The sequence below is a fragment of the Aneurinibacillus danicus genome, from assembly GCF_007991215.1.
Taxonomy (GTDB): Bacteria; Bacillota; Bacilli; order Aneurinibacillales; family Aneurinibacillaceae; genus Aneurinibacillus; species Aneurinibacillus danicus.
Genome location: NZ_BJXX01000028.1, coordinates 18,118 through 33,049, shown reverse-complemented (window position 1 = coordinate 33,049; position 14,932 = coordinate 18,118). Strand labels below are relative to the sequence as shown.

General features: G+C 48.1%; 18 protein-coding genes. 10 read left to right on the top strand and 8 right to left on the bottom strand.

Features of this window, described 5'->3' with window-relative positions:
* From ADA01nite_RS03395 to ADA01nite_RS03385, 3 genes are all read right to left on the bottom strand, one after another.
* The coding region (locus ADA01nite_RS03395) for a manganese catalase family protein (RefSeq protein ID WP_146808497.1) at positions 1–570 on the bottom strand (570 nt) is incomplete at its 3' end.
* Positions 571–604: 34 nt separating this feature from the next.
* Positions 605–865 (bottom strand): spore coat protein CotJB, encoded by a 261-nt coding sequence (locus ADA01nite_RS03390; protein WP_146808496.1) that lies wholly within the window; start codon positions 863–865, stop codon positions 605–607.
* Positions 862–1,098 (bottom strand): spore coat associated protein CotJA, encoded by a 237-nt coding sequence (locus ADA01nite_RS03385; RefSeq protein ID WP_146808495.1) that lies wholly within the window; start codon positions 1,096–1,098, stop codon positions 862–864. Before ADA01nite_RS03385 ends, ADA01nite_RS03390 begins: the two co-directional genes overlap by 4 nt.
* A gap of 244 nt (positions 1,099–1,342) precedes the next feature.
* On the opposite strand from ADA01nite_RS03385, the gene ADA01nite_RS03380 reads away from it, so the two are divergent.
* Together ADA01nite_RS03380 and ADA01nite_RS03375 are read left to right on the top strand one after the other, a co-directional pair.
* Positions 1,343–1,576: a hypothetical protein gene (locus tag ADA01nite_RS03380; protein ID WP_146808494.1), complete on the top strand. Its 234-nt coding sequence runs from the start codon at positions 1,343–1,345 to the stop codon at positions 1,574–1,576.
* A complete protein-coding gene (locus ADA01nite_RS03375; protein ID WP_146808493.1) occupies positions 1,569–2,030 on the top strand; it encodes an endolytic transglycosylase MltG in 462 nt (153 codons plus the stop codon). Before ADA01nite_RS03380 ends, ADA01nite_RS03375 begins: the two co-directional genes overlap by 8 nt.
* A gap of 46 nt (positions 2,031–2,076) precedes the next feature.
* Here the strand turns inward: ADA01nite_RS03375 and ADA01nite_RS03370 are convergent, their stop codons facing one another.
* Positions 2,077–3,612, bottom strand: coding sequence for a DUF4127 family protein (locus tag ADA01nite_RS03370; protein WP_170230133.1), 1,536 nt, complete (start codon positions 3,610–3,612; stop codon positions 2,077–2,079).
* A 105-nt stretch (positions 3,613–3,717) separates the two neighbouring features.
* On the opposite strand from ADA01nite_RS03370, the gene ADA01nite_RS03365 reads away from it, so the two are divergent.
* The 3 genes from ADA01nite_RS03365 to ADA01nite_RS03355 all read left to right on the top strand — a co-directional run bounded on the left by ADA01nite_RS03365 (position 3,718) and on the right by ADA01nite_RS03355 (position 6,614).
* Positions 3,718–4,149 (top strand): CBS domain-containing protein, encoded by a 432-nt coding sequence (locus ADA01nite_RS03365; RefSeq protein WP_146808491.1) that lies wholly within the window; start codon positions 3,718–3,720, stop codon positions 4,147–4,149.
* A gap of 123 nt (positions 4,150–4,272) precedes the next feature.
* Entirely contained in the window at positions 4,273–4,911 is a 639-nt protein-coding gene (locus tag ADA01nite_RS03360; protein WP_146808490.1) for a YhcN/YlaJ family sporulation lipoprotein, read from the top strand.
* A 125-nt stretch (positions 4,912–5,036) separates the two neighbouring features.
* Positions 5,037–6,614 carry a peptide chain release factor 3 gene (locus ADA01nite_RS03355; protein ID WP_146808489.1) on the top strand — a complete coding sequence of 526 codons (1,578 nt, stop codon included), beginning with the start codon at positions 5,037–5,039 and terminating at the stop codon, positions 6,612–6,614.
* A gap of 4 nt (positions 6,615–6,618) precedes the next feature.
* Here ADA01nite_RS03355 and ADA01nite_RS03350 read toward each other — a convergent pair whose 3' ends face one another.
* Positions 6,619–7,335, bottom strand: a complete 717-nt coding sequence (locus tag ADA01nite_RS03350; RefSeq protein WP_246147204.1) for a S1C family serine protease — start codon at positions 7,333–7,335, stop codon at positions 6,619–6,621.
* A gap of 231 nt (positions 7,336–7,566) precedes the next feature.
* Between ADA01nite_RS03350 and ADA01nite_RS03345 the strand changes: the two genes are divergently transcribed.
* On the top strand, positions 7,567–7,773 hold the full coding sequence (locus ADA01nite_RS03345) for a hypothetical protein (protein ID WP_246147203.1): 207 nt from the start codon (positions 7,567–7,569) through the stop codon (positions 7,771–7,773).
* 75 nt (positions 7,774–7,848) lie between these two features.
* The gene (locus ADA01nite_RS03340; RefSeq protein ID WP_146808487.1) at positions 7,849–8,247 is read left to right on the top strand and encodes a hypothetical protein; all 399 of its coding nucleotides are present in this window, start codon (positions 7,849–7,851) and stop codon (positions 8,245–8,247) included.
* 245 nt (positions 8,248–8,492) lie between these two features.
* Here the strand turns inward: ADA01nite_RS03340 and ADA01nite_RS03335 are convergent, their stop codons facing one another.
* Together ADA01nite_RS03335 and ADA01nite_RS03330 are read right to left on the bottom strand one after the other, a co-directional pair.
* Complete coding sequence (locus ADA01nite_RS03335) at positions 8,493–10,028, bottom strand: hypothetical protein (RefSeq protein WP_146808486.1); 1,536 nt, start codon at positions 10,026–10,028, stop codon at positions 8,493–8,495.
* A gap of 97 nt (positions 10,029–10,125) precedes the next feature.
* A complete protein-coding gene (locus tag ADA01nite_RS03330) occupies positions 10,126–11,205 on the bottom strand; it encodes an isocitrate/isopropylmalate family dehydrogenase (RefSeq protein ID WP_146808485.1) in 1,080 nt (359 codons plus the stop codon).
* 181 nt (positions 11,206–11,386) lie between these two features.
* Between ADA01nite_RS03330 and ADA01nite_RS03325 the strand changes: the two genes are divergently transcribed.
* The 3 genes from ADA01nite_RS03325 (at position 11,387) to ytxJ (ending at position 12,410) form a co-directional block, all read left to right on the top strand.
* Positions 11,387–11,620 (top strand): hypothetical protein, encoded by a 234-nt coding sequence (locus ADA01nite_RS03325; RefSeq protein WP_146808484.1) that lies wholly within the window; start codon positions 11,387–11,389, stop codon positions 11,618–11,620.
* A 16-nt stretch (positions 11,621–11,636) separates the two neighbouring features.
* On the top strand, positions 11,637–11,975 hold the full coding sequence (locus tag ADA01nite_RS03320) for a spore coat protein (protein ID WP_146808483.1): 339 nt from the start codon (positions 11,637–11,639) through the stop codon (positions 11,973–11,975).
* 114 nt (positions 11,976–12,089) lie between these two features.
* Positions 12,090–12,410 carry a bacillithiol system redox-active protein YtxJ gene (gene ytxJ / locus ADA01nite_RS03315; protein ID WP_146808482.1) on the top strand — a complete coding sequence of 107 codons (321 nt, stop codon included), beginning with the start codon at positions 12,090–12,092 and terminating at the stop codon, positions 12,408–12,410.
* Positions 12,411–12,576: 166 nt separating this feature from the next.
* Here the strand turns inward: ytxJ and ADA01nite_RS03310 are convergent, their stop codons facing one another.
* Positions 12,577–14,742: a cell division protein FtsA gene (locus ADA01nite_RS03310; protein WP_146808481.1), complete on the bottom strand. Its 2,166-nt coding sequence runs from the start codon at positions 14,740–14,742 to the stop codon at positions 12,577–12,579.
* Positions 14,743–14,932: the final 190 nt, after the last annotated feature.

Sequence of the window (14,932 nt, the reverse complement as noted above, 5' to 3'; positions counted from 1 at the left end):
ATAGAAAACTTTTTTTCTGTCCCGCTCTTCTTTTAGAATCTCTACCGCTTCACGGAAGCGTTGAGAATGGACGATTTCGCGTTCACGCAGGAAGTTGAGTGAATCCATTAAATCCGGATCATCCGTCATGTTAATCAGCCACTGGTATGTAGCGCGTGCTTTTTCTTCGGCGGCGATATCTTCGTACAAATCGGCGATTGGATCGCCTTTGGCCTGTATATAAGTCGCAGTCCATGGGGCACCGGCAGCGTTATGATAAAACAGCGCTTTATCATGATTAGCGTAATGCGCTCCGAGTCCGGCTTTTTCCAATTCTTCAGGCGTGGCATCTTTCGTTAATTTATACACCATTGTCGCAATCATCTCCAGGTGAGCGAGTTCTTCCGTTCCGATATCATTTAGAACTCCAATGACTTTTTCGGGCACTGTATAGCGCTGATTTAGATAACGCAGCGCTGCGGCCAGCTCTCCGTCCGCGCCTCCGTATTGTTCGATTAAGAATTTTGCCATCCGCACATCACATTTGCTTACCCGTACCGGATACTGCAGTTTTTTTTCATAAAACCACAAATCCGCTCGCCTCCTTTACCTTCATTTTTTGATACTATACTTGCCAGGGCCAGGGAGCATCCTTCCATTTCCAAGGGATAGGGGAATAGCTGTAACCAAAACTGGTCAACGGACCATATATTGCCTCGAAATTCTTTTTCAGTTGCATGCTGCGCTGTACATACTCGTTGTATTGTGCAATAGCTGCATGGTCATGCGGGTGGGTATTAAGATACAAATTCAACTCAATAATAACAAAGTCAACCTGTTGGATTTCGAGCAAAAGGTCACGGTACTGTTCATCCGTCTGCTTCATGCGTCTCCCCCTCCCTTGCCGTGTTTGTCTTTATACGGGTTTTGGTACGGGGCATACAGGGCGGGCCATAGAGTCCCTAGACATAGTGCCTCTGCTGGTGGGTATTGTGGCAATCCATAGGGCTGAAAGCCCATATACAACTGCGGCGGAGTTTCATATGTTTTTCTGGTCATCGGCGGACATGGATCACACGGGCTTGCGTATACGCGATACTTTTTGCGAAACGTATGCATGTGCTTGCGCTCCTTTCGATGTGTTTAACCTTTCCTATAGATATGGGAGGACGGTTTGTACAAAGTACAGTTTTTTTTCAAAAAAGGACGAATGCATTATTCGACAAAATTCGTGTAACAAAATGGGAGAAAACGGTTTCAGTGTCGATTTTCCCTTGTATTTTCATGTAGGTATGGTATAAAGGAAAAGGCAGAAAAACATGCATCCGGGAACGAACAAATAAACGAATGAATGGAGGAAACTATGGAGTATACAATTATCGGCTTACTTTTGCTTGGTATTGGGATTCTCATTTACTCCTTTTATAAGGAGAAAGATCAGGCCGGACAGTTGGAAGAGAAGGTAGAGAATCTGTCCATTCAGATTCTTAAAGAAATCCACCAGGTACAGAATACGCTGGGTGCGCAGGCGAATCGAAAGATTGCAGACAATCGCCACGCGAAAGAAAGCATAAAGGAGAAAAAAGAGGGTGCTTAAAGTAACAAAGCAAGGATTGCGCGGGTTCGCCGCCGGCATCTTATTTTCAACCGCAGTACTGTCGTTCGTTTATTACAGGGAGCTGCCTGAGAAGAAAGCCAAGGCTGAGAGCGTGCAGAAGCAGGATCCTGCAAGTCAGCCAATCAAAGAAATCCAAATGCCTGCTCCGTCTCTGGCAAACACGGCAGCAAGTCAACAGCCGCAGCCGAAACCGGCGGTACAGCCTGAGGAGAAAGTATACACATATCGCCTGGTAATCGGGAAAGGCATGAGTCCGGAAGAAGTGGCTGATAAGCTGCAGGAGGTCCATATTATCAAGGATAAAAAAGTGCTGTTGAAGTATTTAAATGATTTCAGCCTTATGGGTTCGGTACGTTTCGGTACGTATGATCTTAGCAGCAATATGAAAATCCCGGAAATCGCAAAGATTATTACAACAGCGAAGGCAAAATGAAAAAAGACGCACATCTCCGATACGGATTGGGGATGTCCGTCTTTTTTTACCTCCATATATAGCGAATTTCAAAAATGCGGTGCCATGGAAGTGCGGCTTTTTCAACGCGAATAGGAACAGGTACAGATTCTTGATGTCCGTCTCTGCGCGTGGCAAGGGAAAGAGTAGTCAGAAATTTATTTGTTTGCGTCTCAACCTCTTTCATTAACGCTTCTTCTTCATTAGGTGAAAGCTCCATAGTGGAAGGGTAACGCATCGCAAATTCGTAACGTTTAATAACGTTATAATAATAATCTTCAGCATAGCGAAGCGTCAGCCATTTCTCGTGCGCAGTATTCCAGGTTGGCTGATCGCGGATCATCTCCATGTGAGCCACAAGCAGACCCAGTGTATTACCGCTCGTATTCCACGCCGCAAAGCTATCAATCTCGCGGGAAAGCTGCTGCCGCAGATAGTTCTCCATCCAAACCGTATCGAGGAAGCCTGCGTACGATACGTCGGCCACGCCGCGTACACGTCCAGGGTTTTCATGAATCCAGCGTTTGAGCTTTTCAATGGATTCTTCGTGTGAATGGATATAGAGCGACAGGGAGGCAGGTACACTGTTCACTGGCTCCTCAGGTTGAACGAACGCGATCTTATCCCGGATGACTTCGTTCAAAGGCTGCCCGTCGTATGCCTTGATTTTGCTTTTTAATCCTTCATGGGAGAAGGTAATGTCATAGCGGGATGCAGAGCCGGTCACCTCATTTTTGTATCGTGCCAGCAGAAGAGCGGTAATATCGTCCGCTCCTGTCATAATATGAACATTGCGAATCCCCTGTTCGCGGCAGTACTGACGGATTCTCCACTCGTTGAGTTTCGGTAATCCAATGTCGCTTGTATCATCGGTGCCGATAACTACTTCATCGACGAGACCGGCCTTAGCCCAATTGGACAGTATATATAAAACCCGCGCGTTTTCATTAAATAAACGTAAATAATCCTTCACGTACATAGATGGAATTGAGCTTTCCAGTTTGCGCAGAAAATACAGCATATAATTGCGGCTAACTTCCGTCTTGGACAGCATGTACTGTGCGTACTTGCGTCCGTACTGCGTAAGTTCCGTCGCATAAGAAAAAGCAGCGCCTGCATAGGAAGGTTTTTCCCGGGGGATAAGCCCGATGAGGTACACTTTTTTGTCTTTATAGGCAGATAGGATGGATTTCAAATCATCTAGCCGATGGCCATTCAAAATGTAGCTCATTGTATGTCTTCCTTCGATTAGGCTCCCGTTCAGCCACTGAGGTACGCAGATAAAGACAGCGTCTGCTTTGGGGAGTTCGCGCATTAAGAATGCTTTTATTTTTGGATAGTCGGCAGACCGCCTGTATTCATCCATCCCTTCCTTCGGGTAGACGACGGACGTTCCGCTTATTTCCCCGAGCATTGTTATGTATTCAGTATTCACAGGTCGGCTGTCCAGCGGAATCAATACAATCTTTTTGCCGGCCAGTTTGCCGTCGGCCGCTGACACGGGAGAAAGTCCCCATGTTCCAAGGCCAACCCACAGTGTAAGAAATAAAAGTAAAACCTTCACAGCAGCCCTCCTTTGCAGAATTACCCACGCATACATTTTATCTTTATTTATCACGCTATAAAAGGATTCACCTGAATCCGACATACGCACACGGGAGGGAAAAAAATGTCACAACGTTTACAGGATATCATGACCCGTCAGGTGGCTACGGTACAGCCGAACCAAACGCTTCAGGAAGCGGCAAACATCATGAACAGCTACAATGTGGGAGCTGTTCCGGTTGTGGAAAACGGTCAGTGCGTAGGGATGATTACAGACCGTGATATCGCGATCCGCGCTTCAGCTCAGAATCGCGACAGCCAGACAAAGGTGCGCGATATCATGACGCACAATATCGTTACGGCACCGGCACAAATGGACGTACATGAGGCGGCTGCCCTTATGGCAAAAAATCAAATTCGCCGTTTGCCGGTTGTTGATAATAACCAGGTCGTAGGCATTGTCGCTCTAGGTGACCTGGCAGTTCAGGATATTTACCAGAATGAGGCGGGCGACGCTCTTTCTAGTATTTCTCAGCCAAGTGAACCCGGCCATTAATTATCCTAACAGAGGATAACGCAGGAAAAAAAGGTAGGAACGATAAATTCCGGCCCTTTGCCATTTATTTTCACGGTGACTTCTGTTTTAGCTGCACAAACGAAAGATGGGAGTGACCTATCTATGTACAAACCGGTAAAAATGGTTGTTGCCGCTTCGCTTGCCCTGACGATGGCCGGCACGCTTGCCGCCTGCGGGCCGCGTACCGGAACGGATAACGCGGCGAGAACACAGTCCGAAACGTACCGTTTGAACCAGTATAATACAAACGGCACGACGATGAACGACAATCTCGGCATTCGTCCATATGGTACACAGTACTATGGGCTGCGTCCCGATATGGCGCGTCTGTATCCGTACCCGAATGCTGTTCCTGACCGTTATAACGCTTATGGCGTTCGTCCTGATGGGACGGCACAGCAGAACCAACAGGTAGCTGAACGCATAGCCCGGATTGCGTCGAATGTAAACGGGGTGACCCGCGCTACTGTGGTTGTGCATGGAAATGACGCGGTTATCGGGATCGAAGGGAGCACGGCGTCCAATATGAAAATGTTAGAGCGCAGCGTATATGAAGCCGTTAAGCGTGCTGAACCCGGGTACGCCGTTCACGTCACCGCAGACAAAACACTGACACAGCGTATACGTACGTTGAGCGATCGGATGGGCGGAATGGGGGCAAATGCGCTGCGCACAACCGGCCGGGATATTGCCGTACTCATTCGCGATATCGGCCGCTCAGTCACTGCGCCGTTCCGTTAACAGAGCGTACTGCACAGAAAGAGAATGCTTCCGAGGAGGCGTTCTCTTTTTCTTTTTTGCGGCAAGGAAACATGGTATAGTTAAATGTGTTGCAAACTCAAGAAAACGGAGGCTTTTTTACATATATGGCTAAGCAAGAAACAAGAAAAACATTTGCGATCATCTCGCACCCGGACGCCGGAAAAACGACGCTGACCGAAAAGCTGTTGTATTTCGGTGGTGCGATTCATACTGCGGGGATGGTCAAAAGCCGCAAATCGAAGCAGGCCACATCTGACTGGATGGAGATTGAGAAGCAGCGCGGTATTTCCGTCACATCAAGCGTAATGCAATTCTCCTATGACGGGTATGCGGTCAATATTTTGGATACGCCCGGACACCAGGATTTCAGCGAAGACACATATCGTACATTGACCGCGGCCGATAGCGCGGTGATGCTGATTGACGCGGCCAAAGGGGTAGAGCCGCAGACGATTAAGCTGTTTGAAGTATGCCGCATGCGGAAGATTCCAATCTTCACATTCATCAATAAAATGGATCGCGATGCGAAAGATCCGCTGGAGCTTCTTGAGGAACTGGAAGAGGTGCTTGGCATCCGTTCGTGTCCGATGAACTGGCCGATCGGATCAGGGATCGATTTTCACGGCGTATATGACCGGGAGAAGCAGTGGGTTGAGCTGTTTAAGCGCGGGGAGAAGGAACGCAATATTATTCCTGCATTTCAGGATGGGGAAAGCAATGCCAGAGTGAAAGCAATCATCGGGGAAACGCTGTATGCGAAGCTTGAAGAAGATATCGAGCTTTTAGACATTGCGGGCGACCCGTTTGACATGGAGAAAGTCAGCACAGGCTTACTTACGCCTGTCTTCTTCGGCAGTGCGCTGACCAATTTCGGGGTGCAGTCATTCCTCGAGTATTTCCTTCGTCTTGCGCCAAGTCCGGCGCCGCGCATGAGCGACAAAGGACTGATACAGCCGGATAGCGGCAAGTTTTCCGGCTTTGTATTCAAAATCCAGGCTAACATGAATCCGGCTCACCGTGACCGCATCGCTTTTTTGCGGATTGTATCGGGTACGTTCAACCGCGGCATGGCGGTGCAGCATGTTCGTACCGGTAAACGCATCAAGTTATCTCAACCACAGCAATTTCTGGCGCAGGAACGTAACATTGTCGAAGAAGCATACCCGGGGGATATTATTGGATTGTTCGATCCGGGTACATTCGGAATCGGGGATACGCTGGTAGAAGGAAACCAGACGTTTAATTTTGCCGGCATTCCGCATTTCTCGCCGGAAATTTTTGCGCGAGTACGTGCTAAAGACGCAATGAAGCATAAGCAATTCCATAAAGGGATGCAGCAGCTGACGGAAGAAGGGGCTGTCCAGTATTTCACTACGGCTGCCCCCGGCGCCGAGACGCTGATTCTTGGCGTCGTGGGCCAGTTGCAGCTCGAGGTGTTCGAACACCGGATGCGGGGCGAATACGGCGTGGAGGTTGAAATTCAACCGTTAGGCTATTCACTGGCCCGCTGGGTAAAAGGAAATAAGAAAGAACATGAATTGAATTTGATTCAATACGGGGGAAGCCTGGTAGTGCGCGACCGGGAAGGAAGATTGGTGGTATTACTGGAGAATGAGTTCGCCGAGCGCTGGGCGAAAGAGAAGAATCCGGATGTGGAGTTTGTCAGCACGTCGTACGAATAAATGTCTACAGAAATTTACGGATGAGCGGTTTGATACTGTCAATCCCGATAGCGAAACCAAGCCCATGGTTGTCCCGGATGATAAAGGCGTTCATGCCGATCGCTTCGCCGTTCATATTGATAAGTGGTCCGCCGCTGTTTCCAGGATTAATGGCGGCATCCGTTTGAATAATATCTTCGTATTTCCGGCCGGCGATTTGTACCGGCCGGTTTTTTGCGCTAATAATACCGGTGGTTACGGTATTCTCAAGCCCGAGCGGATTGCCGATGGAGATGACCATTTCACCTACTTGGACTTCAGTGGAAGAGCCGAGCGGGAGTACGGGAAGCGGGCCGCGTACTGTTGTGATACGGAGAAGGGTGAGATCGCGCTTTTGGTCGCTCCACATAACCTCTGCTGGTTTTGTTTCGCCGGAAGCCAGCTTGACGTAAATGGTTTTAGCATTGTGAATGACATGTTCGCTTGTGAGCACATATCCCCGCGGATGAATAATAAAGCCGGTGCCGAAGCTGCGGCGCACCTCTTTTCCGGGTGCCTGGGAATTGGGAAACAGAAAGTGGTGCAGGATTTGTGACATTTTTCGATTTACAACATAGTCTTCCGTAGTGATAGAGATGATGGCCGGTGTTGTTTTTTCCACGATAGGAACGAAGAAGTTAGCGGGATGCATGTGGGAAGGTTTACGGAATGTTCTGGTTACATGAGCGGTTTTTCGTTTCAATCACTTTCCTCCTTCCTGCCAGTATGAATTACATACAGATGTATCGATATCCTTTTGTGGTTTGAACACAGTATTGGCGTCGATACATAAACGTTATCTATACAGTGTATGTGGCGGATGGGACAATGTGAAAGTAATTATTTTCTTGCAATTCGTATAAAGCAGATAGTTATTGTTCATGATAGAAAATATCGAAGAAAAGAATGCTGGTGAATGCAAGGAGGTTGCAAAATGAGCGAAATGTCGCAATGGATTGGCATCGGTCAAGTTTTCAAGCCATTTGCCTGGAAAGCGAACTTTGACATGGATTTCTCTTCCGAGTGTATGTATTGTGATTCGAATGAAAGTTTGAAAGGATATACAGTGGAAAATGAGGAGGGCAGCGCGGCAAGAGTGGCGATCTGTCCGGCATGTCGAAAAATTAACGCTCGCTATTAAAGAGGGTTAAACCGCCCTTTCCCTGAATACATATAAGGCAAACCGACAGTGTGTGACGGGAAAGGGGAACAGGCAATGGAGAAACAATGTGCCCGCTGCGGCCATGTGATGCATTTATATTTGCGCAAACTAGTGTATATGAATCATACCCAAATTGAACATGTGCCTATATACCGATGCTGCTACTGCGAACATCATGAGCTGGTAGAGCAGGTGAAAGAAGATTTAAAGCAGTGTCTGCAGCGCCTTCATACATCGAAAGAAGAAAGGGCGATTTCATTTGCTGAACATTCGGCGTTTACTCGTATGATGCTGAAAAACCGCACTTCGGGGAAGCCGTTTACCGTTGACGAATGGCTCGACTTATATCTGCTTGTAAAGTCGCTTGGGGATACGCGGTGGCTGCGTCAAATCGTAAAAGCGTTGCAGCGAAGGCAAACTGAAAAATGTGAAGAAAGTTTTACAATTGATTAAAAAGACAGGGCTACCTGTGTAAAATGAACGGGATCGCGGTAGACGCAGCCTGCCTCTTTTTATTACAATGGAATCAAATTAGCACAGGGGGGTACGCTCGTATGGGTGGACAACAAATTGCAATATTTGGATTAATCGGGTCCATGGCGATTCCGCTCATTTTGTTAACCGTCATGTTTGTTGCTTCAAAAAGAAAGAACAAAAAAGCATAAACACACGTAAAGAACCCCCTGATTGCCGAGCGGTCAGGGGGTTTTGATTTCTGGAAATTTCACTTCCGGTGCCGGATGGGCGTTTATCCATTTTTCCTTTTGCTCGATTAAATATTGCAGCGTTTTACTGCGCTGTCCGTGAAGCAGAACCAGCAGCGTTTGCGAATGGAGCAAGTCGTCGCGCGTTAGTTTATAATAGTCCTCCGCCGGATAAGGCGAGAAGGAAGGCGTAAGCGCGTAATAGAAGTTAGAGTCCGGACGAATCCACTTTTGATTGGTGACTTCCAATGCTGCGTACAGTTTTTCAGCCGCTTTTTTCTTGGCGGGATCCCGGTCATACAGATACGCTTCAAGTAGATAATTCATATTGGCCGCCAGGTGGTTAAGCGACGTATGTGTGCGCCTGCTGCCTTCATGGCCGACATAATCAGGAATAAAGCTGATTGTGCGACCGTCTACCTGCTGGTTGTATCTGTCGATATATCGAAGCAGATAGCTGTCCCATTTGTTTAACGCTTGCCGAACCGCTGAATCCGGTTTCTGCTGCAGGTAGCGCAGCAGGAATGTTGCATTGTCTGCGTTTCGCCGGTTATCCATATAAGCGTAGCCGATGCGGTATTCTTTATTAAGCCATTTGGAACGAGGATAGGTCGGCCAATATCCTTCTTCGTTTTGTGCGGCTACCGCAGTATAGGCCAGATGGGTGGAGATATCGGTAAACAGCTTGCCCATAGAGGGTTGGGAGACAAATTCATTCGCACGAAGTCCTTCGCCATTGCTGGGATTTCGGTAAAACGCCGTCTCGGTTGCTGGCTCGTAATTCTTTGGAATCATTGTATAGGCACCGTCTCCCCGAAGCTTTTTATCCTGATCGAATTCGATGTCCAACGCTTTTTTGTATGCTTTTTGTTCGCTCCAATTTATCAGAGGAGGGCCCGAGAGAATCCCCCAGTTCGTGCTCATGGATGTGCTGTCGGCAGGGAGCACAGCCTCATATTCCATGTCCTTGCTTTTTTTTCGCACGGTTACATTGGGAGAGTAATAAGGCATCTCTTCGAATACTGTATGGCCCAGCGGCCGGTATACCTCGGTCTTGCCGATACGATACGATAGCTTCTCCCCTTCTGCATATGTAGGCGCATTCAGAGAATCAGGCATTTCGGTCAGTTTTTGCCATGCGGACGGCTTTCCGGGAAGAAACGAATAAATCTCCTGCGGGTTCCCATCTTTTGCCGTGATGCGCAGAGAGACCCGATTCGCCTCGCTTGTCACATGATTTTCTGCAAAATACATAACGTCCCCGTTATCGATTTCCACCGTTATTAAGCGAAATGAACGTTTTCCGCTGCGGTAATTATAGTATGTGTACGTCGCATGCTCGTATTGTTTTTTCGTGACCGATGGTTTTACATCTTCGACCCATCCCTGCACATTCAGCTTGTAATCGCTCATCAAAATACTCGTAACCCGATAAGAGAAATCGGCGGACGTATTATTGGTAAGAAGAACGAATGAGCAGAGGAGCAAGATGGCAAAGCCGGTTGAGATAATCCGTTTTGCAAACCTCACACTGCATCTATCCTTTCTAAACCAGGAAGTGCAAAAGGTCCATCCTCACCAGGTAAGGAATGGACCTCTTGCTTATTATATAAAAGATTACATAAAATTAGAAGTTCTGCATGGTAGACCATACATCGAGTTTTGTTTTCACGCGTTGAATCACTTCATCCGTGAATTCGCTTGTCGTTGCGCTGCCTCCAAGGTCAGCCGTGCGAACGCCTTGACTTACAGCTTCGATTGTTGCTTCATAAATAGCGCGAGAGGCCATCGTGGCTTTTTGCTCATGGAAGTAGGTGAGCAGAGAGGCGCAAGCGAGAATCATGGCCATTGGATTGGCAATGTTCTTGCCCTGGAGTGTCGGAGCCGTACCGTGAGGAGCTTCTACCATAACGGCTTGCGTATTGAACTCTTCGTCGAATCCAAGCAGTACAGATTCCGCACCTGCGATAGATCCGAACATCTGCAGTACCATGTCGCTCAAGCAGTCGCCGTCGCGGTTCAACGCTGGAATAACCATGGCATCGCCTGCGGAAGACAGGAGCAGTGCATACGTTGCATCGATCAACTGCGGTTCGTATTGCACGGTCGGGTAGCGCTTGCTTGCAGCGTCCATTTCTTCTTTCAGCATGCCTTCGTATACCGGACTTACCGTATATTTCGGACCGCCGAATACTTTGGCGTTTGTTTTTTGTGCATGACGGAACGCAAATTCCGCTACGGCGCGGCATGTTTTACGATCGACTTTTTCCGTGCGGTACGCTACTTCGTCTACGCCTTCGCCTTCACGCCATTCTTTTGCACCGTATGCATCGCCTACGGCCATGCGTACAACGGAAATCGGAGCGTATGCACCAGCTACCGGACGAATGCCGGGAATACGGCGGCCGGTCCGCAGGATGACTTTTCCGTCGATTTCGCGACGGAGAATCGCATTCGGGCTTCCTACAGATCCTTTTTCTTCCGGTGTGATGGTCGCAGCCTTCAGACCGAAGCCTGTCCGTTTCATAGCGCGGGCTGCTTCATGTACGACTTCGTTATTCGTTCTTTTGCGGTTTTCAAGACTTAAATCATATGTTTCAAGCTCGATATCAAAGCCGATAACTTCTGGTTGGAGCACGCGCAGCGCTTCATCGAGAAGTTCTTGTCCTGTTTGATCGCCCTGCATTACCACTACTGTTTTTTTCATGTCTGTAACCACCTCTTCTGAAATCTTACACAACCTGTTTTCATAACCTCAACCTTACTTATTATGCACGATTCTGTGAAATATCTCAATTATTATTGACAGGATTTGTATGAGGAGCTTAAGAAAATTTGGAGAAACTATACGTTGTACAGTTGGATCTTTATTTTCGGAGGTTGAAAGTATGGTGCAGAAGATGCGGATGGAGCCTCTAACTGCTGCCGAATTGGTACAGCTGGAAGCGAGGATGAGTCAGGAAGAAATGCTGTGCAAGACGTACATGAATGCGGTGTCACAAGTTGTAACCGCCGAACTTAGGGAAGTGTGTGGACAGATGGCGACGCGTCACCAGAAAAATTATCAACTTCTCTGTCAGATGCTGAATCAGCATCAACATCCGCCGCAGGGAATTCAGTAGGGAAGGAGCGAGGGGCATGCCTGTGACGGACAAACAGATTGCAGAGGAATTGCTGGCACATGAGAAAATGATGGTCATGGCCTATGCGCAGACGATTACCGAGACAAGTTGTCCTGAACTCAGCCAGGGCTTCCAGCAACTGTTGAACCATTCGATACAAAATGTAGCGGAAGTCGCCCAGGTGATGACTGCCAGCGGCTGGACCGCACCGCGCTATGCGCTTCCTGATGAAATCGGACAGGTAGCTACTCAGGCGAGTCAGGCCAACCGGAATTTGCAGCAGGTAGTGACCGCCTGGCAGGCGGCGGAAGCATCGTCGGCTCACACGGAAGCGAAACAGCAAGCAGGACAGTAAAGGCGAAGCCACTGTGTGCCTTATGCATACAGACGGCTTTTTGTATTTATGGCATGAGAAAAAAAGGGTAATATAGAATAGGAAGCAAATGAAACGAAAGGAGAGAGAGAAAAAGTGAAAGAGCTAACAACAATTGAAGAGTTAAATCAATTCCTGGAGGAAAATGCGGAGGTCGTACTGCTGAAGCATAGTACGACATGCCCGATTAGCAGCCAAGCATATAATGAGTTTATGCAATATGCCAAGCATGAAGGAATGAAGCCGTGGGGACTTGTTATCGTGCAAACCGCCCGTCCGGTATCGAACGAAATCGCCGAACGTTTCGGCGTTAAGCACGAATCTCCCCAGGTACTCTATGTGAAAGACGGCAGCGTCGTGTGGCATACATCGCACTGGAATATTACGGAGAAAAACCTGAAGGAAGCTATCGCATAAAAAAGAGGGGCACAGCAATGTCTGCGTAATGCTGTGCCCCTCTTTTTCTGTGAAAATCGTGAGAAAAGAAGGAGAGAAAGAGGAAATGAGAGCCAGGGAAGAAAAAGGCGTTCGCCTTTTTCTACATTAAAATCGTATTCTCATTCTTTTCTCTCTCCTGTGCATGCTATTTCCATTCAAACTCCAGTATGTCTCCGGTTTTGATGGGGTCCTGGAAGGAGGCTGGAGCACCGTTGATGGTGATGACGAGTTTTTTTCCCGGCTCGGTAGCGTGCAGGTTGTCGCTGACGTAACGGAACACATCGCTGAATACCGGCTCACGCTTGAAACGTACCTTCAAGGTAATGGCTGCATTTGCACGAATGGGATCCGAGAGTTGAGCACGCTCCCCGTCCAGGTAGATTTCCGTCTCGCTTGTCGGAATTTGCAGCGTCTTTCCGTTAAATGTCACAATCGTATTCACTGCGGTCTGCTCCTCGACCGGAAGCACATCGGCAATCGAAGGCAATGATGCTGATGCCTGCATATGATAGACAATCTGATCGTTTTTCTGTATCTTATCGTCTAATTGTGCTTTCCGCCCGTTTATGAAAAATGAATACATAGCGTATTCGTGCCGCATGATTCTTCCGTTAACGGTAAACTGGAACTGTTGCATTTCCATATTTGGTGTATATGCTTGTGCGGCTGTTAACACCTCCCGCAGCGTGGAGGGCCGACGGATTTCTATCTGGTCCCTGTCTTTCAGCGGTGTATCCCAGGCGGCTTCCTGCCCGTTAATCATCACCATCGGAGACAGAGATAAAGGCGTATCATTTAGCATTACATCAAGCGTGTCCACACTTTCATCTTCCGCAAGTTCAATCGGTTTTGCCGTGGCAGATGTTCCATCCTGTCCCGGTGTAAAGACTAAGCGATCCTCTGCTTGTATCGGCGCATCCAATTGAACGGGATTTCCGTTCAGCAGGATTTGAGGCGCGGTTCCATGTCCTCCGGGAATTATTTTCAATTTTCCGTTCATATGTACAGTCATGGCAAGTCCGGGGCGTCCGTGCAAGCGTTTGATATCCACACCCGCGTACAACAGCACATCTCCTACGGTCATTTGTTTCAAATCAAAAATACGCAGTGGTTCTTCATTCAAATATACGGTTAAATATTTAATCGGATGCTTCTTGGCTGCCACTGCGATACCAAGCGGGGTGACGAATTCAGGTCCGCTCAGATCGGCTTTATCCGTAAAAGACTGGATGGCGTCTACGCCCCTCACAGCTACACGTGCCTGCGGGAGGCTAAGTCGCTCTGACACTTTTTGCGGCAAATTCGGGGTTAGGCTCCCCCCGCCGATCAGCATGACTGCTTGCGGCGGCTTGCTATTCAATTCCAAGATACGATCGCTGATTAAATCAGCCAGGTTGTTGATTGCGTCTTCGATTTGACTGATGACTTCGTTCTGAGTAAGGGTATGCTCCATGCCCAGAATATCGGAGAACGTAACCTCTTCCTGTGTGGACAATTTGCGTTTGACTTCTTCCGCTATATTGAAGTCGAGCAGATATGCTTGACTAAGCGCATCAGTAATCTCATCTCCCGCGGCCGGCACCATGCCGTAAGCGATCACGGTCCCGTCCCCTGTAATGGCGATATCCGACGTACCTGCACCGATATCGACGAGCGCGACATTCAAGCGGCGCATGGTAGAAGGTACGAGTACATTAATCGCAGCAATTGGCTCAAGCGTGAGCGCCAGCATGTTCAAATCGGCCCGTTTCAGTGCGGCGATGAGGGAGTCCACTACCATACGTGGCAGGAAGGTGGCAATGACCTCTACCCGGGCCTCGTTGCCTCGCTGGTCCATCAAACTGCCGATCATCTCCCCATCCAGGTAGTAATTGACGACACTGTAGCCCACACAATAATATTGATTGAAATCATTTATCTTATGTTCCCTGGCCAGCATACGCTGTGCCTGCTGAACGGCAGATAACTCAAGCGCAACGATATGGTTGTGTGTAAGTTGTCCGAGTCCGGAAATATCTTCAGTGACCAGGGTGCGCTGCGTATGAAGCGAACGACCGGCGGCGGCTACCGCCACGTCCGTTAATGTAACATTCAATTTCGATTCCAGCCGTTGTTTAACCCGGATAATAACATCGGCCACAGCCACGACATCATGGATTTGACCGTCCAGCATCGAACGCTCTTCGTGTTCTTCGCGCTCATAGCCGAGAACGGTGAATTTACCGCCGGGGGCAGGTGAAACAAGGAGGCCGACGACGCTGCGCGTGCCGATATCCAGCGCAAATATATGGTTTTTAGTCTCTTCGTACATACCTTGCAACTCCTCCAATAATAAAGCATCTCTCTTTGACGTTTTAGGAACTATGTAAGGTATTCGCGACAGGAGAAGAAATTCCTTTCTCTTATTTTTATAGAAAGGCTGACAAAGCAAAAAGAATAAGTTATAATACACTTTAAATATTTTTTTGAAAATTATTTGAAAAAAGAACAAGAGGTGGAGA

Bases quoted from the DNA above. Each gene is read 5' to 3' on its own strand.
- ADA01nite_RS03390 (WP_146808496.1), bottom strand. From the start codon at position 865: ATGAAGCAGACGGATGAACAGTACCGTGACCTTTTGCTCGAAATCCAA.
- ADA01nite_RS03385 (WP_146808495.1), bottom strand. From the start codon at position 1,098: ATGCATACGTTTCGCAAAAAGTATCGCGTATACGCAAGCCCGTGTGAT.
- ADA01nite_RS03380 (WP_146808494.1), top strand. From the start codon at position 1,343: ATGGAGTATACAATTATCGGCTTACTTTTGCTTGGTATTGGGATTCTC.
- ADA01nite_RS03365 (WP_146808491.1), top strand. From the start codon at position 3,718: ATGTCACAACGTTTACAGGATATCATGACCCGTCAGGTGGCTACGGTA.
- ADA01nite_RS03360 (WP_146808490.1), top strand. From the start codon at position 4,273: ATGTACAAACCGGTAAAAATGGTTGTTGCCGCTTCGCTTGCCCTGACG.
- ADA01nite_RS03355 (WP_146808489.1), top strand. From the start codon at position 5,037: ATGGCTAAGCAAGAAACAAGAAAAACATTTGCGATCATCTCGCACCCG.
- ADA01nite_RS03345 (WP_246147203.1), top strand. From the start codon at position 7,567: ATGAGCGAAATGTCGCAATGGATTGGCATCGGTCAAGTTTTCAAGCCA.
- ADA01nite_RS03340 (WP_146808487.1), top strand. From the start codon at position 7,849: ATGGAGAAACAATGTGCCCGCTGCGGCCATGTGATGCATTTATATTTG.
- ADA01nite_RS03330 (WP_146808485.1), bottom strand. From the start codon at position 11,205: ATGAAAAAAACAGTAGTGGTAATGCAGGGCGATCAAACAGGACAAGAA.
- ADA01nite_RS03325 (WP_146808484.1), top strand. From the start codon at position 11,387: ATGGTGCAGAAGATGCGGATGGAGCCTCTAACTGCTGCCGAATTGGTA.
- ADA01nite_RS03320 (WP_146808483.1), top strand. From the start codon at position 11,637: ATGCCTGTGACGGACAAACAGATTGCAGAGGAATTGCTGGCACATGAG.
- ADA01nite_RS03310 (WP_146808481.1), bottom strand. From the start codon at position 14,742: ATGTACGAAGAGACTAAAAACCATATATTTGCGCTGGATATCGGCACG.